The 20,732-nt window shown below is 69.2% G+C and carries 14 protein-coding genes and 1 pseudogene; 3 read left to right on the top strand and 12 right to left on the bottom strand.

Translation table 11 applies throughout. The features are described from left to right. Window positions 1-19 precede the first annotated feature (19 nt). Both OEIGOIKO_RS18450 and OEIGOIKO_RS42855 read left to right on the top strand, forming a co-directional pair. Window positions 20-2,398 (top strand): tetratricopeptide repeat protein, encoded by a 2,379-nt coding sequence (locus tag OEIGOIKO_RS18450; protein ID WP_125054985.1) that lies wholly within the window; start codon window positions 20-22, stop codon window positions 2,396-2,398. 221 nt (window positions 2,399-2,619) lie between these two features. Continuing rightward, complete coding sequence (locus OEIGOIKO_RS42855) at window positions 2,620-4,146, top strand: hypothetical protein (RefSeq protein ID WP_246177406.1); 1,527 nt, start codon at window positions 2,620-2,622, stop codon at window positions 4,144-4,146. Between the two features lie 880 nt (window positions 4,147-5,026). Here the strand turns inward: OEIGOIKO_RS42855 and OEIGOIKO_RS18435 are convergent. The 10 genes and pseudogenes from OEIGOIKO_RS18435 to OEIGOIKO_RS18390 form a co-directional block, all read right to left on the bottom strand. Next, window positions 5,027-5,398, bottom strand: a complete 372-nt coding sequence (locus OEIGOIKO_RS18435; RefSeq protein ID WP_125054983.1) for a toxin-antitoxin system YwqK family antitoxin — start codon at window positions 5,396-5,398, stop codon at window positions 5,027-5,029. Then, window positions 5,398-7,938, bottom strand: coding sequence for a YwqJ-related putative deaminase (locus OEIGOIKO_RS18430; RefSeq protein WP_125054982.1), 2,541 nt, complete (start codon window positions 7,936-7,938; stop codon window positions 5,398-5,400). Before OEIGOIKO_RS18430 ends, OEIGOIKO_RS18435 begins: the two co-directional genes overlap by 1 nt. Next, on the bottom strand, window positions 7,935-8,387 hold the full coding sequence (locus OEIGOIKO_RS18425; protein WP_125054981.1) for a DUF6507 family protein: 453 nt from the start codon (window positions 8,385-8,387) through the stop codon (window positions 7,935-7,937). Before OEIGOIKO_RS18425 ends, OEIGOIKO_RS18430 begins: the two co-directional genes overlap by 4 nt. A 130-nt stretch (window positions 8,388-8,517) precedes the next feature. Further along, complete coding sequence (locus tag OEIGOIKO_RS18420) at window positions 8,518-8,829, bottom strand: pore-forming ESAT-6 family protein (protein WP_030019277.1); 312 nt, start codon at window positions 8,827-8,829, stop codon at window positions 8,518-8,520. A 47-nt stretch (window positions 8,830-8,876) separates the two neighbouring features. After that, a complete protein-coding gene (locus OEIGOIKO_RS18415; protein WP_125054980.1) occupies window positions 8,877-9,209 on the bottom strand; it encodes a hypothetical protein in 333 nt (110 codons plus the stop codon). Between the two features lie 131 nt (window positions 9,210-9,340). Then, the gene (locus tag OEIGOIKO_RS18410; protein ID WP_125054979.1) at window positions 9,341-10,771 is read right to left on the bottom strand and encodes a DUF6177 family protein; all 1,431 of its coding nucleotides are present in this window, start codon (window positions 10,769-10,771) and stop codon (window positions 9,341-9,343) included. Between the two features lie 82 nt (window positions 10,772-10,853). Further along, window positions 10,854-14,921 carry a type VII secretion protein EccCa gene (gene eccCa / locus OEIGOIKO_RS18405; RefSeq protein WP_125054978.1) on the bottom strand — a complete coding sequence of 1,356 codons (4,068 nt, stop codon included), beginning with the start codon at window positions 14,919-14,921 and terminating at the stop codon, window positions 10,854-10,856. Between the two features lie 37 nt (window positions 14,922-14,958). Then, window positions 14,959-16,131: a MinD/ParA family ATP-binding protein gene (locus OEIGOIKO_RS18400; protein WP_125054977.1), complete on the bottom strand. Its 1,173-nt coding sequence runs from the start codon at window positions 16,129-16,131 to the stop codon at window positions 14,959-14,961. A gap of 54 nt (window positions 16,132-16,185) precedes the next feature. Then, window positions 16,186-17,541: a type VII secretion integral membrane protein EccD gene (gene eccD, locus OEIGOIKO_RS18395; RefSeq protein WP_246177405.1), complete on the bottom strand. Its 1,356-nt coding sequence runs from the start codon at window positions 17,539-17,541 to the stop codon at window positions 16,186-16,188. 197 nt (window positions 17,542-17,738) lie between these two features. Continuing rightward, window positions 17,739-17,999, bottom strand: a pseudogene (locus OEIGOIKO_RS18390) (hypothetical protein); the annotation flags it as partial. A 226-nt stretch (window positions 18,000-18,225) separates the two neighbouring features. Between OEIGOIKO_RS18390 and OEIGOIKO_RS18385 the strand changes: the two are divergent. Further along, window positions 18,226-18,780 (top strand): TetR/AcrR family transcriptional regulator, encoded by a 555-nt coding sequence (locus OEIGOIKO_RS18385; protein WP_246177404.1) that lies wholly within the window; start codon window positions 18,226-18,228, stop codon window positions 18,778-18,780. Window positions 18,781-18,813: 33 nt separating this feature from the next. Here OEIGOIKO_RS18385 and OEIGOIKO_RS18380 read toward each other — a convergent pair whose 3' ends face one another. Together OEIGOIKO_RS18380 and OEIGOIKO_RS18375 are read right to left on the bottom strand one after the other, a co-directional pair. Next, entirely contained in the window at window positions 18,814-20,403 is a 1,590-nt protein-coding gene (locus OEIGOIKO_RS18380) for an amidase (protein ID WP_125054974.1), read from the bottom strand. After that, window positions 20,400-20,636, bottom strand: a complete 237-nt coding sequence (locus OEIGOIKO_RS18375) for a hypothetical protein (RefSeq protein WP_125054973.1) — start codon at window positions 20,634-20,636, stop codon at window positions 20,400-20,402. The genes OEIGOIKO_RS18380 and OEIGOIKO_RS18375 overlap by 4 nt, the downstream gene beginning before the upstream one ends. Between the last annotated feature and the right edge of the window lie 96 nt (window positions 20,637-20,732).

Below are 20,732 nucleotides of genomic sequence, written 5' to 3'. Positions count from 1 at the left end.
CGATGCGACGGAGAAGCTCATGACAACATCGAATAAAATCGATGACGGTATCTTTTTCAGTGCTGTCATCCAGGGACATACCATCACGGTGGAACTACCACCGTCCATTACACCTGCCCTTAGCGGCCTGCCTCTACGCTCACGAACGTACGTGGGGCGATCCCGAGAGCTCAGTTCTCTGCTCGATCAGTTGGATCCGAGTAGATCACACCAGAACACGGCGCGGTTTGCTGCTGTCGTAGGTATGGCAGGAGTTGGAAAGACCGAGCTTGCCCTACAGGCAGCGGCGGAGGCGGAGAAGAGAACCGGCTGGTTTCCTGGCGGCATACTCTTTATTAACCTCTTTGGGTACGACAATGAGCGCTATATTTCGCCCGAACAAGCATTGGGTTCATTGCTCATCGCTCTCGGTATTCCAGGCGAGCAAATTCCGCCTGACCTAGCTGATCGAACACGGCTATATCGGTCGATCCTATCGGCCTATGCCAGCCGAGGCAAGCATATTCTGATAGTGATTGACAATGCGTCCAGTGATGGACAGGTCGAGCCGCTATTGCCGTCGCACGATGACGGAACGGCAATTGTTACGTCACGGCATTCACTCGCCGTGGGTGCGCGAATCCTTGATCTAGACGTGCTGGAGCCGTCAGCCTCAGTCGAGCTCGTTCGACGAGTACTGTTCCAGGCCCGCGGAGAGAACGACTCGCGTGTCGCACAGGAGCAGGAGAAAGCCCGTGCCCTGGTCGAGCTTTGCGGCAACTTGCCTCTCGCACTGCAGATCTGTGCCTCCCTGCTAGCCGACTCTCCATCCCGCCCCATTTCATCTCTTGTTCAAGCGCTTTTCGCCGCCCACACAAGGCTTGACCGTCTTAAGCGAGAGGATCGAGCTGTTCGAGCAGCTTTCGAGCTCTCATACCTCCAGTTGAGTGCGGACCCGGCCCGTATTCTTCGGTTGCTGCCGCTCAATCCAGGACCCGACATTTCTTCCCGTGCCGCGGCTCATCTCACGGGTGATCCCAACATCGAAGTCATCCTCGAGGATTTGGCTCGGGCACACCTGATTGAGCCCGGTACAACATGGGGACGCTGGCGCCTGCATGACCTGCTTCGTCTCTACGCGGACGAGAAGGGGAAGGAGCATGCCGAACTGGACGAGCGTCAATTCTCGCTGGAGAGAGTCCTCTATTTTTATCTTATGGGGGCAACCTCCGCCAATCTCATCCTCAAGGAGCGCAATGGGCGCGGGGAGGATGAGGTCGATGCCCTTGAGTGGCTTGAAGAAGAGCGATCGAATCTCGTTGCAGCCGCCCAAACGGGTCACGAAATCGGTGTTGATCTCGCCTTTGCGCTGGACGAATTCTTTCATCTGCGCCGCTACTTCGATGATTGGCTTGCGGTAATTGATTCGGCGTTGAAGGCACTACGAATCAGGGGTGATCTGCACCGTGAGGGCTGGGCATTGGCTACCCTTGCACTAGTCCTCTATCACGTTCGACGCTTTGATGAAGCCCTCGAGATCGGCAAAGCGGCAATTGACATCTGTCGGCGGTCGGGGAATCGATATGGAGAACAAGCGGCCCTCAATGCATTGTCGCAGTCTTTGTATCATTTGGGTGAATATCGGGATTCGGTCGATGCTGGCCGCAAAGCCGCCGAAATTCTCCACGAACTTAACGACCCTCAGGCGGCGAAGGCGCTCGGAAGTCTTGCACTAGCACTCCAGGAATTGGACATCCAGGAGGCAATCCAGCTCCATAGGGATGCTGTCTCGGACTGTCAGGCCCGGGAAGACCGCCAGGGAGAGGCCGCAATGCGAAACCTCCTCGGAATGGCACTACGGAAGTCGGGAGAATTTACCGAGGCAGCGCAGGAGCATTGGGCTGCAGCCACCCTCTACCAGGAGGTCGGCGACCACCATGGCGAGGCGGCAGCGCTCGGCAGTTACGGCCTTGCACTGCAGGACGCCGGGCGCTATGCGGAGGCGATTCACGCTCACTCGCAAGATGTGCGACTCTGTGAGGAGACTGGCGACCGTCATGCGCTCGCTGAGGCTCTAGACAATTTGGCACTGGCCCACCGAAGGGCCGGGCAGGTAGACAATGCTGTCGTTATCTACCGCCAAGCAGCCGAAATCTTTCAGGAGGTAGAAGACCTCTCTATGGAAGGTCTGGCAATAGGTGGCTCGGGGCGAGCATTTGAAGAAGCGGGAAGGCTTGGCGAAGCCATAGAGGCGTATCGTGATGCTGTACAGTCTTTTCGTAACGCGAACGACCGCGAGAACCTACTTATGGCTCTCGAGACCCTGGGTATTACATTGCTGAAAGGCGGGTTTAGCGAGGAGTCAGATAAGGTTCGACAAGAATTCATGACCCTCGCTTCGGCTCTGGATGCTTGCTAATCCTGTCACTCGCAGGGCAGGGTGACTGCGTTCGGGTGATATCGGATCGTGTTTGCGTTTTGCAAGTATTCCAACTACGGTCTACGACGCGTTTTCCTCAGCAGGACGACCTGCCTGGCGCCGCAGCTGCACCATGAACAGCGTCGCCGCCGGAGCAGCCGCTCGACCTGTGGCTCGGTTAGCGCCACCGGAGACAGTGAAGACGTGACAGGGTGTGGCTCATGGGGATGATGCCGCCTGAGGACGCTGTCGACTACCTATTCGAAGTGTCGGATGCCGTGGACATACCCGTTGTGGTGCGCAGTACCGGTAAGCTTCGGCGGCCTTCTGAAGCGCAGTGGAAGAGCGCCGTGGATCCGTGGCCCGCCGCGGGACAGCTCCCCGGCGACGGCCTCTATCTGGCGACGACCACGTGGCGGCAGATCCTGCAGGCGGCCACGGGCGTCGGGCGGGATCTGGCGCCGTGGCTTCGGAAGACGCCCTGGCTGGCGGTGAACGAATTCATCGCGCGGGTGGCACCGTTGCAGGCCTACCTGTACATGAAGGACGTGGCGGGGCCGGATCACGCGGCCGGGCGTCGGCTGTTCGTCAGCGCCGTCTATCAGCACGGGACCGAGCGCAGTGCTCACTCGGCGTTCGGCTACCACCTGGGGATGACCATGGCGCAGTGGGCGTGTGTCGGCATGTCTGGTCTGGGAAGTACGCGGCACATCGAGGCTGGCGGCCCCAACGGGAACCAGGGGTTCCTGGACGCGAGTCTCCGGCTGCCGGATCTATGGGGCACGCATCCGAGTCCGCGGCTTCCCTGGCTCGTCGAGGCCAAAGCCGGCCGCCACCTCGGCGAGGGGCGTCTGAAGGATGGCAAGGTGCAGCTGAACGGCGGCAGCGACCTGATGACCGTCCCCCACCGTCAGGTACTGTGCGGCACCTCCTTGCCGCACCGGAAGAGGTGGGAGGACGACTACCTGTTCATGACGATAGACACCACGTCGATCACATCTCCGCCTCCTGATGGCGGCAGCGCGATCCCGCCGCTCGGACCGCCGCCGGACGGGGCTGAGGACCACATTGCAGAAGATGTGGAGGCGCTGCTGGCAGTGGCCCGGTCACAGTTGATGGCCTACCAGGCAATCGCCTTCGGAGCAGTGGAGGATCTCCGCCTCATCCCCGTCAGTAGGGCGCGCTCCGCGCGGTTGCGACACCGCACGGGTTCCCTCACTCCCGTTGAGCACGACGAGCCCACCCGGGAGATTCGGCGCCGACTGCGCTCCGACTCCGTGACCGGCGAGGCCGCGCTGCGGGTACACGGGGACGCCAGCGACTTTATCGCCGCCCGTCTTCCTGGTATTGGCCTCCACCTGGGCATGTCCCGACGACTCTTCGCCGCGTGCGCCGCCTTGCACCAGGCGCAGTCCGAGAGGCCTGTGAATGAGTTGGTGTTCCTGCCTGACTTTGTCAGGCCGCATCACGGCGTCGACGACGAGGAGCGCGAGGAGTACAGCCGAGCCACTCGCCGTGCCTACTACGCGCAGGAAGAGGAGCGAGGCTTCCGCCTGCGCGCAGATGTCCGCCACGGATTCGCGCAGGTTGATGCACGGTCCTGGAGTGATCTTCTGTCGGGGCGCCAGGTTGAGGTGTCCATTGAGGATCCGGAGGAGAGCGGGCTCCTTGAGGGAACGACTGCCGAAACATACCTCGCGATCGAACACAGCGAGCCGGTGCTGGCCAATGCCCGCGAGCGTCGGTAGGCCAAGCACCTACTACGTGGCGGGCGCGCGATCGCGAAGAAAGCCCATTCGGACAGCTTCTCGCGCGGGCGGCGGGGTCACGTCCCGTGAGGCTTCATGGGACGCGATCGGGATACCGCGGCCGTCGTCGGTCATCACCACACCCCGTGCCCCGTACAGTTAATGCCCTGGGTGCCCTGATTGGTTCTTGGCTGTTGGGTTCCTGCAAAGCCTCCTTCCCGCTTCCCAGAGGACCGACTCGACGGGGAGCGGGCTGCGACGATCGCGCGGAACGAACTGAATGCCGAGCGTCGCGGTGGACAGCCGGTGGACAGACGCCTTTGGACGGTGCAACACGGAGCAGCACAGCCCAACCCGTGACACCTGTTCTGATCAGCGGAAACGTCACGAGGCGGCACGACGCGGCACCAGGAAACATGATCGCTCATGGTCTCGTAATGCGTAGGTCGGGGGTTCGACTCCCCCAGGCGGCTCCACTGCAAACCCCAGCTCAGAATTCGTCTGAGCTGGGGTTTTTCATTCGCCTGATACGCGTCGTCGCCGAGTTCGTGCAGTCCTGTTGCCGGTGGTCTCAGTCTTGGTCTCCATACCCGGCCAGACGGCGTCTCCCATGCGGCGCATAGCCCCCTTCAGGGGCTCGGGACGTCCCTCAACGTACCGCCGGCTCCGCGTCAGCTCGCGCCCCCGGTCCCCAGTCTCGTGATCACAGCGTTGCCCGGCAGTCGGGGAACTGCCGGTACTCGACCTACGGCCAGGTCGTCATCGACGCCGGCACTCCGTCAGTCGTTGCGATGGCTGTCCGTCGGACAGCCATCGCAACGACTGAAGAGTGAGAGACCTCCAGCTCGGAAGGCGCCATGGCCAGGGTGTTTTTTGATGTTCAGCCGTTATCGCGGCGCCACGAGGTGAGTGCGGCTCCCTGTTCGTCCCAAGTATCCTCTTCGCGGAGAGAAGCGGGTGAGCTGTCGAAATATTTCCTGGACCTCAGAGTGCCGTTGGGGTGCCATTCTTTGAACTCACCCCAAGCGCGACCGTCTCGGACGGTCCCCTCCGAGCGCAGCGTCCCATCTCGGTACCATTCGCGAGATTTTCCGTGCAAAACCCCCTCGGTGTACTCGTCCAAGCTGATCAGTTGCTCGTCCTGGTACTCGGCCACTTCTCCGGTGAACGGGGTGCCTCGATAGAGCAAGCGTTGAGCATGGTCCATGTCGACGTCCGGGTCATCGACGTCGATGCGTGGTACTGAGGTCATCAGGGGATCCAGTTCTCGTCACTCGGCGGGAAGCCGGTGAACCGGCCGTGGCTGCTGGGCAGCCCTTGCAGCATATGATTGCAGTTCGCGCAGAAGGGGGCGCGTCTGCCGGGGAGCCCCGTCGAGGCATCGTTGAGGTAAGGGAAGTCAACCGCGGCCCGCATCTCCGTCAGAGCGGCGGCGTCGTCGGGCAAGCCCTGTCGCGTTCGCATCCAGAGCAATTCGTTGGCTGCCTTCACCTCGGCATGGCCCAGTGGGTCGTCCTTGTGAGGCGGGGGATCCCCGATCGTTTCCAGTCTTTTGCGGAGCGTGGGGTGCAATTCGTCCAGCTTGATTACAACATCCGCCTTGCCGTTGATTCCTTCGATGATGGTGCCCGTGCGTAGATCCATCACAGACCCTACGCAGGCCCCGGTCTGTTTCCTGGGGAAAATGCCGGAATCCCGGGCGTCACGATATTCCGCACCGCGTTTCTGGGCCAGCTCATCCAGGTAGCTGGCGACCGGCTGTCCGTCGATGTGGGTGATGACGCCGTCCACCCTGGTCGCGCGAGGCCCGTCGACAGCGATCTGCTCCAATAGTTTCTGACCGTGTCCCGGAGGCGGGACGCTGCCGTTTTCGCCTACGAGAGTTTCCGGAGAGAGCGCTTCTTCCGGATGGGAAGCGTATTCGGAGTCGGGGTGGCCCTGTTCCGGTGTACCACCCGATCGCTCCGGTACCAGAGGTTCGTGGCCAGGCGTACCGACACTGGTTGCGTGTTCGCCGTACTGCGGGGGGAGCGATTGGCCGGGCCCGTGGCCTCCGGCCGCCGAAGTGTCCCCACCGCCCCTGGGTCCGTCGCCTGTAAGCCCGGTCCTGGTCGAGTTGTTGTCCAGACTGTTCGTGGGCATGTGTTCGCTTGCGTTGCCCCCTGGGGGTCCATGGCTGCCCCCACGGCCCGTGGTGGTGTTGTCGCCCACATTGCCGCCGTGCCCCCCACTGCTCCCGGCCCGTCCTGCTCCGGAAACTTCCGATCCCACTGCCGCGCCCTCGTCACCCCGCCCGCCGACGCCCGCCATCACCGGCTCTTCCTGATGGCTCGGGGAGTCGACCCGGGGCTGGTCCGCGCCGTCCGTCGGCTTGGACGTGATGTCTCTCGGGGCTGTCTGGGCGTGTTGTTCGACGGTGCCGTCCGGCTTGTAGATGGTGCCGTCTTCGGCGAGGAAGCGTGGGGGGCCGTCGGTGGGGAGGCGGACGGTGCCCGGGGGGAGGAGGGTGAGGTGGTTCGGGGCTTTTACGGTGCCGTCGGGGAGACGGGTGAAGCCTTCCGGGATTGTTTGGCCCGAGGGGAGGTGGATGGTGCCGTCGGCGGTCAGGCGGGCGCCGTCCGGGAGGGCGACGGTGTCGTGGGGGAATTTCGGGAGTTCGATGCCGCGCAGGTTCTTGAGGTGGGACACCACGTCGCCGATCTTGGAAACGCCCGCCCCCGCCCCCTTGAAGACATACGTCATCGGGTCGATGACCTGGCCCACCTTGCCGGCGAAGGAGAGGGCCTTGGCGGCGGTGCCCGCTTTGCCGACGCCCGATACGGCCGCGCTGCCGCCTCGGGTGAAGAGGGCGGTCAGGACGTTGAAGGTGACGGCGCCCGCGGCGCGGGAGTTGTTGGTGCCCCACTGGTCCCAGGCCAGCATGGCCTTGCCGGTGTCGACCATCGCCTTCCGTGAGTCCCGCAGCCAGGAGGGGAGCATGTTGCCGGGCATGGTCAGGTAGGCGGCGCCCAGGCCGGGGACGGCGGCGATGGTGATGGCGGTGGAGAGCTTGGCCAGGTTGACCCAGGCCTCGCCGGCGGCGTCCCAGCCGTCGACGCCGACGAGGGTGCCCAGGCCCCTGACGGTGCCCCACAGGCCGTCGACGATCAGGCCCTTGCCGAAGTCGTAGACGTGCTCCCACACCTGCCAGGCGGGGACCGACTCCTCGACCGCGTCTCCCCAGGGCAGGCTCTTGGACTGTTTGAGGGCTTCGGCGTCGTAGCCGTACATGCCCTTCCGGTCGGTGCCGTCGTTCGTCTTGAGCGCGGTGCCGCCCACCAAGGCGACGATCTTCGCGTGGCAGTCGCGTTCGGCCGACTGGAAGGCGGCCCAGACTTCGGCGATCTTGTTGCGGCGGGCGAGATTCTCCTCGACCAGGTCGCCGTCCTCGTTCCAGTCGTCCTCGGCGGCGTCCTTGGCGCGGAAGTCAGCGGCTTCCCGTCTGAGCTGGTCCAGCTGGTCGACCAGCGGGGTGATCTCCTGGGCGTAGGTGCCCAGGGCCTTGGAGACGGTCTGCATCTCGTCGCCGAGGGTCCGTGCTGTGCGCGCCACCGGTTCGGTGACGGCGAACAGCTGCTCGGCCTCGGGTGCTCTGTAGAAGGCGGACAGGCCGCCGAAGGACGTGTGGACGTCCGAGCCGGCGGTCGTGACCTTGGTGCCGCCCTGGGCCAGCGACTTCACCTTGGCCTGGAGGCTGCCCAGGTGACCGGTGTAGACCGGCACCTCTGCCGGGTCGACCGGCGCGTTGCTCACTGCTTCCCCCCGAAGGTCTTCAGAGCGTCCAGCCGCACGGCCCGGGCGGCGTTCTGGGCGTTCCTGGCCGCTTCCAGGTCGCCTTCGACGTACTCATTGGTGGCCCGGGCGGCGCCCAGGACGGCGGCCTGGACGCGGTCGGCCATCGCCTTGATGTCTCCCTGGCGCCGGGACGCGTACTCGACCAGTGCGGCGGCGACCGGGCCCGTCGCCTTCTGCGGCAGCCTGTCGGGAGCGACCGGGCCCACCGGCTTGGCCGTCGTCAGTACCGGCGCCCCGCCCGGCAGCGTCGTGGCCTGTGAGCCCGGCACGGCCGTGCCGGCCACCCGGGCCGCCTCCTGGAGGTCCGAGAGCAGCGTGCCGAGGGCCGCACCCAGATCTTCGGCGTGTGCGCCGACGACCTTCAACTGGCCTTGGACTCCCTGCGGCTGAATGTCCCATGACGCCATGTATGCCCCCCTGGCTGCAAAACTGTAGCGCCGCCCGCACGCACCGTGCGGCGGCGCCGTCACCCCCGTGGCCCCTCCAGCCGTCGGCGCGTTACGGAGAAGTGCGTCCCTCCTGGTGCGCCGGGCCGGTTCAGCCGATGTTGTCGACCGCGGCCTTGGCGCGGGCGAGCGTCTGGTGTGCGGTCCCGTCGTTCTTCTCCAGCGTCGTCCGCAGGAGCTGGATGATGCTCCTGACCTCCTGGGACGCGCGGTTCCAGCGCAGTTCCTTGCCGTGGTACTCGTCCGCGACGCCGTCCGCCGTGAAGTCGGCCATCGCGGCCTTCACCTGCGCGTCGCGTTCCGTGATCACCTGTTCCAGGCGTGCGATCACGGCCTGGATGTTGCCCTGTGCCTCCGCCGAGGCGCCCGTGTCGTACGAACGGCGGTCCATGCCGGCAGCCATGACGATCTTCCCCCTGAGGTTTCCGGATACTTCTTCGTCAGCGGCCGTCAGCGGCCCGAGAAGCGCGCCGCGTCGAAGTTCGCCGCCGCCATCTGCGACCGGGCGTTGTCGGCCTGTTCCTGGTCACCGGTGCCGAACGCCGAATCCATGCCCGCCTGGCCGCCGACGATCGCGGACAGCGCGCTGTTCAGGGCCGCCGTGATCTCGTCGGCGCGCGACTTGAACGAGTCGAACGCGGCCTTGCCCGATCCGTTGAACTTGCTCTCCAGCGGCTGTGCCGCCTGTACGAGCTGATGAATCAGAGCCCCCAGCTCCGAACCCGAACCCTGGGACTGTGACCTCAGGGTCGAGAGCGTCTGTGCCCCCATGTCGAACTTCATCGGGCCCCCCTGCCAGACGTGACATTCACATGTACGTTCATCTCTATCAACTCGGGCATCACTGGTGCAATCCGTAATGCGGTGCTGTGACACGCTCATGACGTTCGGGTGCCACATGCCTCGCGACGCCCCTAAGAAGCGTCCACGGCACCTTTCAGATGGCGCATCAGCCGCTCGAAGTCCCGCCAGCCCGACAGGTCCGACGGGTCGCCGGGCAACGGGTAGTACAGCGCAGGTCTGGTCTTGCGGCCGAGGCGGACCGGCGCTTCGGGCAGCGGGGTACGCAGGGCGCGGTCGCCGGGCATCGCGTGGACCTCCTCCGCGCCCAGCACGAACGCCACGGGTACGCCCGGGCCTTCGAACCGGGGCGGCACCGCGAGGTCGCGGCGGGCCTTGCGGATCTGTACGAGCATCGACCGGAGACCGTGACGGGTGGCCAGCACCTCCGCGACGCGGGGCAGGGACTGGACCGGCGGCTCCTCGACGGCTCCGTAGCCGAACATCAGCCTGACGTCTTCCTCCACGCCCGCCTTCGTACGGCTGATGCGCACCGTGGCGAGGCCGGGACGTGCCGGACTGCCGACCACCACGACCCAGGTGGGCTCGGGTGCTCTGGCGTAGGCGAGGTCGGTCATGTGGCGGGGCGACCAGGGAAGACCGGCGGGTTCGGCGGTTCCCCATCCGGCGGGGGGTTCGCCGGTCAGCTCGCGCCATACGGCTTCCAGCGCGCCGCCGAGGGCCAGTCCTTCGTGTGCGGGGTGGACGGTGCGGAAGCTGACGGCCAGCTGCCGCTCGCCGGTGGGCACGGCCTCCTGGAAGGCGGCGGCCAGGGTGGAGCGCGGGTCGTCCGGGGTCGCGTCGGCGGCCGCGACCGGCGCGAACATCTCGCCCTGCCAGCGCAGTACGGCCCCGGTCAGCCCGTCGTAGTAGCCGTCCCGCTCGTCCCGTACGACCCAGCGGGACGGCCAGGTGCCGAGGTTGTCCCGGACGGCGGGGGAGAGGGTGGTGCCCGCCGGGGTGACGACCTGGAGCCCCAGCTCGCCGAGGGCGGCGGAACGGAAGGCGTCGGAGAGCCAGGCGGTCATGGCGACCACCGGCCGGTCCTGGATCACGACGGCGACCTTCTTTGTGAGGACGTCGACGGCGGGCCGGTCGGTGGCGGGTGCGGGGACGACATCGGTGCCGTCGGCCGGCACCACGGCCAGGCTGCGCGCGGCCTCCGGGGGCCAGGCGGTGCCGCCGGACAACGAGGCCAGCCGGGCCGCGAAGGTGCCCGCGAGCCGCTCGGCCTGTTCGACGCCGGTGGTGGCACGGGCCTCCGTCCACCAGTAGGGGAGCGAGGGCGCCGTGGCACCGAGCAGCCGCTCGGCCTCGCCGTCGACCTGGATGAGCAGGGGTGCCTCCACCGAGACGAGCGGGCGCCCCTCAGGGTCGCAGAGGCGCAGGACCGCGTCCTCTCCCGCTGTGCCGAGGAGCTTGTCGGGGCCCCCGGAGAGCAGGCCCGCGAGCAGGCCCCAGGGGTCGGGCATACGTTCCGTGAGGGCGATGACGTCCTTGGTCATGGGGTCGTCCGGTCCTTCGTCGTTCGTGGCTCGGCCGCCGCGGTCCGGGTGGACCGCCTGCGCGCGGGAGCGGTCGGGCGGGTCACTCGGGGGCGTACACGGTCTGTATGAGGCGGTGGGGGCGGCCTCTGCGGACGAGTACGCCGCGGCCGGCGGGCTGCTGGGACGCGTACAGGCCGGGGAACAGCTGTCCCTCGCCGCGGTCGCCTGCCATGAGCAGCGCCGCGGCCCCCGATTCGCGCAGGCTCTGCACGAGGGGCTCGTACATGCCGCGTGAGGCGCCCGCGACGCGGCGCGTCAGGACGAAGTGCAGGCCGATGTCCGCGGCGGCCGGGATGTAGGGCAGGAACGGAGCCAGTGGCGCCTGGCCCGCGGTGGTCAGGACGTCGTAGTCGTCCACGAGGACCACGATCCGCGGGCCGCCGCCCCAACTGCCGGGCGCCAGCTCTTCCAGGCGCGCGGTGTCGTCGGGCAGCCGCTGCTCCAGTACGGTCGCGATGCCGTTGGCGAGGCCCGCGCACAGCTTGGCGTTGTACGCGTAGCCGCCGTTGAACTCTTCGAGAAGCGCGCCGCGCAGGCCCCGTCGCGGGTCCATGACGGCGAAGACCAGCTCGTCCTCGCCGTAGCGGTCGATGAGGCCGGTGGCGACGGCCTTCAGAAGGTTCGTCTTGCCGCACTCGCTGTCGCCGAGGACCAGCAGGTGCTGGTCGTGGGCGAACAGGTCGAGCAGGACGGGTTCGAGTGCCGCCTGGTCCAGGCCGATCGGCACCCGCGTGGGTTCGGCTGCCGGACCCGGCAGGAGCTGCGGCTCCAGGAGGTGCGGGAGGATCCGTACCGGCTGGGCGGTCTCGCCGCTCCAGGACGCGCGGACGGTGCGGGCCGTCCGCTCCAGGACCGCGCCCAGTTCCGCGGTGTCCGCGCGGCCGTCCGTACGGGGCAGCGCGACCTGGGCGAAGAGCCGTCCGTCGGTGAGGACGCGGCCGGGCTCGTCCGGCGAGAGGGTGGCGGCGAGCTTGTGGTCGATGCAGGACTCGCCGGGATCGTTCAGCCGCAGCTCGACGCGGGTGCCGAAGTTCGACTGGACGGCGATGCGCGCGTCGTTCCAGCGGAGCATGGCGGCGACGACGTGGACGCCGTAACCGCCGCCGCGCCTGAGGATGTCGGCGATGTCGTCGTCCAGTTCCTCGAAGTCGTCGCGCAGACCGCCGAACCCGTCGATGACCAGCACGATCTCGGCGGAGGCCAGCTCGGGCAGCCGGCCGGCCGCGTGCAGGTGGCGCAGCCGGCCGAGGGAGTCGATGCCGTGCTGACGGAAGAGGTCTTCGCGGGCCGTGAGCATGTTCCGTACCTCTTCGACGGTCCGTACCGCCCGTTCCCGGTCGGCACGTCCCGCGACACCGCCGACGTGCGGCAGGGCCGAGAGGGCCTGGAGGCCGCCGCCGACCAGGTCGAGCCCGTAGACGCCGACCTCCTGCGGGGTGTGGGTCAGCGCGAGCGACAGGACGAAGGTGCGCAGCAGGGTCGTCTTGCCGGACTGCGGGCCGCCGATGAGCGCGGCGTGGCCGCCGGCCACGGTGAGGTCCAGGTACCACTGGCCCTGCCACTGTCTGGCCGGGTCGTCGAGCAGGCCGAGGGGCACCCGGAGCGGGGTCCGGTGCGGGGTCCGGTCCCGGGCCGTGCCCCGTCCGCCGTCCGTCGAGGAGCCCTTCGCGGCCCCTTCCGCAACCTCCTCCGTGGCGCGTCCCCTCGCGTCCAGAAGCTGGAGGCCGCGCCGTCCCACGTCCAGCGGTCCGGCGACGGTGTCCAGGGCGATCGCGCCGGGCAGCGGTGGCAGCCAGATGCGGCGTACCGTGCCGGGGGCCTCCGCCAGCTGCCCGACCATGACGCTCAGCTCGGTCGGCCCGGTCTCACGGCGGCGTACGGCCGGTTCCTCCACGTCCGTGCCCTGCCCGTCGCCCGTGGTGTTGAAGGCTTCGTAGCGGAGTGCGCGGGGCCCGGTGGCCGCCTCGTCCGGGCGGGGTACGGGGCCTCGGTAGGGCCCCGACACATAGCTCGCCTTGAAGCGGTCGTAGTGGCTGGTGTCGACCTTGAGGTAGCCGAAACCGGGCAGCGGCGGCAGGTGGAAGGCGTCCGTGGTGTCCAGGACCGTACGGGACTCGTCGGCGGAGAAGGTGCGCAGGCCGAGCCGGTACGAGAGGTAGGTGTCCAGCCCTTTGAGGTTGCCGCCCTCGATGCGCTGGCTGGAGAGCAGCAGGTGGACGCCGATGGAGCGGCCGATGCGTCCTATGGACAGGAACAGGTCGATGAAGTCCGGCCTGGCCGTGAGCAGTTCGCCGAACTCGTCGATGACGACGAACAGGTGCGGCAGCGGGTCCAGATCGGGCCGCCGGCTGCCGCGCAGCGCCGCGTAGTCACCGATGTCGGCGATGTGCCCGGCGTCCTTGAGGAGCTGCTGGCGTCGCTTGACCTCGCCGGCGAGCGAGGCGTGGACGCGTTCGACCAGGCCGGCCTGGTTCTCCAGGTTGGTGATGACACCGGCGACGTGCGGCAGTCCGGCGAACGGCGCGAAGGTCGCCCCGCCCTTGTAGTCGACGAGGACCAGGGCGAGGTCCTCCGGCGGGTGCGTGGCCACCAGGGCGAGGACGAGGGTGCGCAGCAGCTCCGACTTCCCGGAGCCGGTGGCACCGACGCACAGGCCGTGCGGGCCCATGCCCAGCTCCGACGACTCCTTCAGGTCCAGCAGCACCGGCTCGTGGAGGTCGTTGACGCCGATCGGTACGCGCAGGAAGGCACGCTCACCGCGCGGCGCCCACAGGCGCGGTACGTCCAGCCGTGCCACGTCGTCGATGCCGAGGAGCCCGGCGAACCCGACCGGCCCGGACAGGGGCGCGTCGGCCGGCGACTCGGCGGACAGCCGCAGCGGCGCCAGCATCCGCGCCAGCCCTTCGGCGAACGGGACGCTCACCTCGTCCACGGTGCCGTGCGCGCTGACCGGTTCCGGTTCGCGCAGGTCTTCGACGACCACCTGGTCGCCGTCGACGGTGATCCGGACGCTGACCTGTCCTGGCTCCTGAACCCGCCGGTCGAGCAGGTGCAGGACGGTGACGGCCATCTCCCGCAGGCCCACCGCCTCGTCGGGGCGCGGGAGCTCGACGGCGTCCGCACCGTGTCCGTCGGCGACGACGAGCAGCCGGGACGTCAGGGCCAGGGCGTCCTTGCCGGAGAGACCACGCCGCACCTCCGCCGCGTACGAGGCGCGCCGGCGCAGTTCGGGACCGAGCTGCCGGGCGAGCTGCGGCGCGGAGGGCGCGATACGCCGAGCGGCGACGGGGCCGTCGAACTGCTCCGTGTCGAGCAGGTGCGGCAGCCACTTGGCCCACTCCCAGTCCGCCAGCCGGTCGCCGGGCACGGCGAGCGCCATGCCCACGTCGTCGGGGGCGTGCAGAGCGGCCGCCTGGACGAGGAGGGCACGCGCGAGGCGCAGGCAGTCCTCACGGGGGCCGATGACGCTGACGTTGCCGACGCGGTCGAGCGGGACGGTGAGCGGGAGACCGGTGCCGGTACGGAAGCGGGCCATCAGGGCCGACGCCTCGTTGAGCATGAAGCGGTCCGGCGGGGTGAGGACGGACGAGCCCTGCTGGGTGATGCGCAGATCGCGCACGGGCATCTCGCCGGTGCCGGCGCGGACGCGCAGGAAGTCGCGGTCGGCACGCCGGCGCTCCCACAGGCGGGCCGGGTCGCGGACCATGTCGTACAGGGCGGGCGGCGGCGGATCGAGGACGTCGGCGCGGCTGCGCCGCTCGCGCTCCTCGGCGGCGAGCTCCTCGCGCAGGTCCTCCAGGTAGGTGAGGTACGCCTCGCGCTGGAGGCGCCGGGTGCGCTGGGCCTTGCCGCGCTGCGAGAGGACGAGCACGACCGAGCCGATGACGGTGACGACCAGGATGATCGCGCCGAGCGCGGCGAACCGGCTGTTGCGTACGACGGTCATCATCACCACGGACGACATGACGCCCGCGACCGGCAGCAGCGACATCGCGACGTTGCCCGCCTTGCCCTCCGGGAGGTTGGGCGGGGCCTCGACGAGGCGCGCCTCGGGGGCGGCCGGGGGTTTGGCGGTCCTGGCCGGGCGGTGGATCAGTCGGGTACTCATCGTCGTCCGTCGTTCACGTTCGGGCTCGGCATCCGGTTCAGTGCCGCTGCTGGGCGAGGTGGAAGACCTCGGCGGCGAGGCGGGCGGCGGCTTTCCTGGTGGGGTGGGCGAGCGAGGCGGTGCAGATCGGGCCGCCGGACGCCAGGTGGCGGTCGTACGGCAGGGTGCGGACAGTCGCCCCGGTGGACCGGAGGTGCCGGGTGGCCGCGTCGAGGTCGATGCCCGGGTGAGGCGTCAGTTCGGTGAGTACGACGACGGTGCCGGGGAGCAGGCGGCGCGGCAGTTCCCGCATCCACCGGAGCACCGCGTACGTACTGCTGACGCCTTCCGGCGTGGCGGGACTGGTCAGCACGCGGCTGTGGGCCGCGGCGAGTGCGACCCGGCCGACCTCGGCGGGCAGCGTCTCGCAGTCGACGACCATCACGCCGAAGTAGCGGCGCAGCGCGACCACCGCCCGCTCGTACGCCCGGCTGTCCAGGCTCGTACCGACCTGTCCCCGACTCGCGGGCAGCAGCCAGGCGTTGTCGGGGAGCGGGACCAGGTGCCCGGTGACGTCGGACAGCGACATGTCCGGGGTGACCAGGGCGGCCAGGTCGCCGGTGGTCCAGCGCACCGTCTCGGCGCCGAGGCGCAGCGGCAGCGAGCCGAGCGCCGGGTCGGCCTCCAGGAAGAGGACCGGGTCCTGCCGGTAGTGCGCGTACGCCGTGCCGAGCAGCGCGGCGACCGTGGACTTGCCGGAGCCGCCCCGGATGGAGGTGACGGCGATCTGCCGGCCGGTCGTCACCGGACGCTGGAGCATTTCGGCGGTACGGGTGGCGTCGGCGACCTCACGGGTGGCCGACGTGTAGAGCGTACGGCGCAGGGCGCGTACGGCTCGCGCGGCGACGGACTCGCCGTGCCGCGGCGTGCGGTCCAGCGCGACGGACGGTCCGTCGCCCATGACGGGGCGGGCCTCGGGAGTGCTTCGGGGCGCGGGAGACGGGACTTCACCGGTCACTTCTCGCGGTGTGTGGCCCTGGTGTTGCCGGTCGGCCTGTTCGAAGGCGCCGCCCCCGTCGGCAGTGGCCGGCTCCTGAACGGCCTCCTCGGGGCGCTTCCGGTCAGGAGCGGAAACGCTGTGATCCGGCCCGGCTGTGCTCCGCGCTTCCTGGTGAGGAACACCTCTCAGGTCCCGCAGTACATCACTCTGCCAGTCGCCTCCGTTCGGCATACCCGCCCTTCTCCCCCCAAGCTGCTGCCCCGCCCGGAGCACCCGCGAAACGACTCAGAACCGGTTGAGCAGTTGCCCGTACACACCGAACACCCCGAAGGCGAGCGGGAAGAGCGCCACCATGCCGAGGGATTCGGCCAGGTCGGCCACGCGCCGCAAGCGCACCTGCACATGCTCGGGGAACTGCACCGCCAGCACGAGCAGGGGCAGCGCCGCGGCCGCGCACAGCACGGCGAGCGGCCCGGCAGCCCCGGTGTGCTCCGTCCACAGCACGACGAGCCGTACGACGACGCACGACGCGGCGGCGAACAGCGCGACGACCTCGGCGACCAGCGGGAAGGCCCGTGCCTTCGACATCAGCACCACGGCGATGAGCGAGGCGAGCGCCACGGTCCACACGGACGGCTGAGCCGCCAGGGTGAGCAGCCAGCCCGCGGCCGCTGCCGACACCGCGGTGACCGTCGTCGACAGGGCCAGGCCGCGGTGCGTCACCGCGAGCGCGGTACCGACCTGGTGGCGGCTGACCGAGGCGCCGGCCGAGCGCCGGTCGTCGAGCGCGGTGAGCCCGGACGCCATCAGGGCGAGCCGCGGCAGCAGGCCGAGCAGCATCAGGGAGACGACGGCCATGACCGCGCCGAGCCGGGCCGGTTCGCCCTGTACGGCGGCGACCGCCTCCCATCCGACGGTGAGCGCGCCGGTGGTCACGGCACCGACGAGGCCGCCCTTGCCCAGCGGCGAGAAGTAGCCGAGGAACACCAGCGTCAGGACCAGCGCTCCCGCGACGGCGGCGAGCCGCGCCGGGCCCGGCCAGGCGTACGCGTCGGCGGCCGTCCACGCGGCGAGCACGCCGAGTCCGCCGGCGATGGCCAGCAGGGCGGTCGCCAGGCCCCGGTTGCCGCGCCCGAGCCTGGCGACCAGCGCGCCGGCCGGCAGCAGTACCAGCACGACGGCCGACAGCACACCGGCCAGGGTGCCGAGCGCGACCTCACGGCGGGCGAGCAGCGCGGCGGCCACCGCGAAGCCCACGGACGCCGCGCCCGCGCCGGCCCTGCGCGCGGCGGGCCGCCAGCGCCAGGACCGTACGTCGAGGTCGTCGGCGACCTGGTCGGTGACGTCGTGCACGACGGGAGCGGGCGGCGCGGAGTGCGTCCGGACGAGCCGGAGCACGGCGCCGTCGGCGATCCCGGCGGACGCCAGGGTGCTGTCGTGCGGCAGCGCGGACCCGTCGGACGTGATCAACTGCCGGGACATCGGGCGCGCCCCGGGCCGGTCGTCCAGCAACGTCAGGATGTCCGGGATCAGTTGACCGATCGGAGTGTCGGAGAGCAGCACGATGTCGGCCCGGCGCCGCTCGCCGACCAGCGTCACCCGGCTCAGCTGCGCCTGCGAAGTCGTCGTTCTGCTCACCACGTGCCGGAACCTACCATCGGGGCACCGGCGAATTCCCGGGCCGGCCGGACCTGTCGGTTTTCCCGGTCCCCGCTCGTCGAGGATCGAAGAAAATTCTCCGCAGCAGGGGAAGTCCTTTGCGTCGGTATCCGGAATGCCGCAAAGCCCGCCCGGACCTGTTCGGCGGGATTCCGTGATTCCACCGACTTCGCAGACTTCGGCGGTTGTCCGTACTGCCGCGTCCGGTGTTGCTGTTCCTCCTGCTCGGCCTTCTGCTGGGCCAGCGTGTGCTGCAGGAACGACCACGCGACGCATCCCGCGCACAGGACGGCCGCGACGACGACCCCGGCGAATATCTTCCCGAGCCGCTCGTCCAGCGTGCGCCGCCCGCGCTGGGCGCCGAAGAGCAGAGCGTCACGCATCCTGCGCCGGCGGACCGCCACCGACTCCAGCAGCTGACTGTCGTAATCCCGCGCCATTTCGCCCCCCTACCGTGCCTCTGCAACATAGGGCATGGGTGTGACAGAGGCGCACGAGGGCGCAGCCTTTGGCCGGAGCTCGCCGCTGTCCAGCACTGACGCAAATATTTCGCGTTAAGGTGGAGGGGTGACTGGCAGGGTGAATGAGGGTTCCGGGCCCGCGGCCAAGGGGAGCAGGAAGGCCGCCGCTCGGCCCGGTGGGCGTAGTGCGCGGGTGCAGGAGTCGGTGCACCGGGCTGTTCAGGAGTTGACGGCCGAGCTGGGGCGGGACGGGCTGACGGTGCCGCTGGTCGCGGCGCGGGCCGGGGTGACGCCGTCGACCGTGTACCGGCGGTGGGGCGATCTTCAGGAACTGCTGTCGGACGTGGCGGTGGAGCGGCTGCGGCCCGAGGGGGCGCCGGAGGACCACGGGTCGCTGCGTGCCGATCTCGGGGCCTGGGCCGAGCAGTTTCTGGAGGAGATGGCGTCCGCTGCCGGTCGCGCGTACACCCGGGACGCGCTGGCGGGTGATCCGGACGGCGGCAATGCCGGGCAGTGTTCCGAGTACGCGGCCGAGCAGGTGCGGATCCTGCTGGAGCGGGCGGCCGGGCGTGGGGAAGCCGTGCCGGAACTGGAAAAGGTCATGGATGTGGTCGTGGCGCCGGTGATGTACCGGATTCTGTTCCGGCCGGGGCCGGAGACGACGGTGGGGGAGGAGAAGACGGGGGCGGCCGGGGCAGCCGGCTCCGGGGCCGTCGCCGACTATGCGAGGCGGCTGGTGGAGCGGCTGCTGCCCGGCTGACGGGTGCTGATGCGTGTTGACCGGCGCCTACGGTCAGGCCGGGGCGATCTGCGGCACCGGGTGGTGGGCGGTCTCATAGGCGTGACCGAGTCGCAGGAGGGTGGCTTCGGCCAGCGGGCGGCCGATCAGCTGCATCCCGATGGGCAGGCCCTGGTCGTCGAAGCCGACGGGGAGGGAGAGGGCGGGGAAGCCGGTGAGGTTGGCGGGGGCGGACAGGCGTACGTAGGCGTCGGCGACGCTCTCGGTCGAGCCGTCGGGCCAGGTGAAAGTGGTCTGGTCGGTGCGGGCGGCGGTGGCGGGGACGGTGGGGGCGGCGAGTGCGTCGATGCCGTCGTGGTGGTGGATGGTGCTGATGTGGGTTCCGGTACTGATGTGGGTTCCGGTGCGGATGCCGGTGCCGGTGCCGGTGCTGGTTTCGGTTTCGTGCAGCTGGCCGGTGCCGTCGAAGAGTTGGAGCCAGGCCTGGTGCATCAGGGTCCGGGTGCGCTGGGCGCGGATGTAGTCGGTGGCCGGGACGAACTCGCCGGCTTCGAGGAGCATCCGTACGTCGTCGGAGTACAGGTCGGGGGCGGCCCGCAGCGTGTCCTGGTGGTACGCGGTGGCCTCGGGGACCATGTGACCCCATTGGACGGCGTGGACGTACTCCGTCATCGGGACGTGTACGGGTACGGCGGTGGCGCCCAGCGCGGTGAGCGCGTCGACGGCGGCCCGGACCGCGGCCACCACCTGGGGCTGTACGCGGTCGAAGTAGTAGTTGACGGGGACGCCGATGCGCAGGCCGGTGACCGGTTCGCCGAGGGCGCGGGTGCAGTCCTCGTGCGGGCGGTCCAGGGACGCCGGGTCGCGCGGGTCGTGTCCGGCGAGTGCCTGGAGGACCAGCGCCGCGTCGCCGACCGTACGGGTGATCGGGCCCACGTGGTCCAGTGACCACGACAGGGAGGTCACGCCGTGCCGGGAGATCAGGCCGTACGTCGGTTTCAGGCCGACGACGTGGTTGAGGGCGGCGGGTACGCGGATCGAGCCGCCGGTGTCGGTGCCGAGGGCGAAGGTGGCCGTGCCGGCGGCGACGGCGGCGGCGGAACCGCCGCTGGAACCGCCTGCCACGTGCTCGGGTGACCAGGCGTTACGGGTCTGCGGCGTGGTCAGGCCGTACGCGAACTCGTGGGTGTGGGTCTTGCCGGTCAGCACCGCGCCGGCGGCCCGGAGCCGTTCCGTGACGGCGGCGTCCGCGTCCGGCAGGTGGCCGTCCCGGACCCGGGAGCTCGCCGTGGTCGGCACGCCGGCCACGTCGATCAGGTCCTTCAGTGCCACGGGGATGCCGTGCAGCGGCCCGCGGTGGTGCCCGGCGGCGATCTCCCGTTCGGCCTCGGCGGCGGAAGCGAGGGCCGCTTCGGCGGTCACCGTCACGTAGGCGCCTGCCTTCTCGTCCACGGCGGCGATCCGGTCGAGGACGGAGGTGGTGAGTTCGACGGGGGAGAGGGCGCGGTCCTCGATGAGGCGGGCGGCTTCGGTGAGGGTCAGGTGGTGGGGGAGAGGGGTGGAGGGGGAGGTGGGGGAGGTGGGAGCGGGTGCGGAGGCGGGGGTGTGGGTGGGGGTGTGGGTGGGTGAGGGGGTGTGCGTCATGAGGTCGTCCGGGGGAGGTGGGTGGTGCGAGGGGCGGCGGTGAAGACAGGGGCGGGTGGTGTGTCGCCCAGAGGCAGGGTGCGCAAGGTGCTGAGGACGGAGTCGATGGCATTCACGGTGGCGGTGACACCGGCCAGGCGGTCTTCGGGGAGGGGGAGCCCGGCCCGCCGGGCCAGGCGGGCGACGTCCTCGGGAGCGAGGGCGAGGGCGGGGGAGAGAGGGGAGGGGGGCATGGGTCCTCCGTGAGAAGAAGGGGAAGGGGTGGCAGGAGGGAGCGGACTCAGCTTTAAAGCTAAGGCTTTGCGTTTGGTGAGCCTAGGGGGCTAGTC

This window comes from Streptomyces paromomycinus (assembly GCF_003865155.1).
Classification (GTDB): domain Bacteria; phylum Actinomycetota; class Actinomycetes; order Streptomycetales; family Streptomycetaceae; genus Streptomyces; species Streptomyces chrestomyceticus.
Note: the sequence above shows the minus strand (reverse complement) of the source record. Positions and strands in the feature narration are given on the sequence as shown.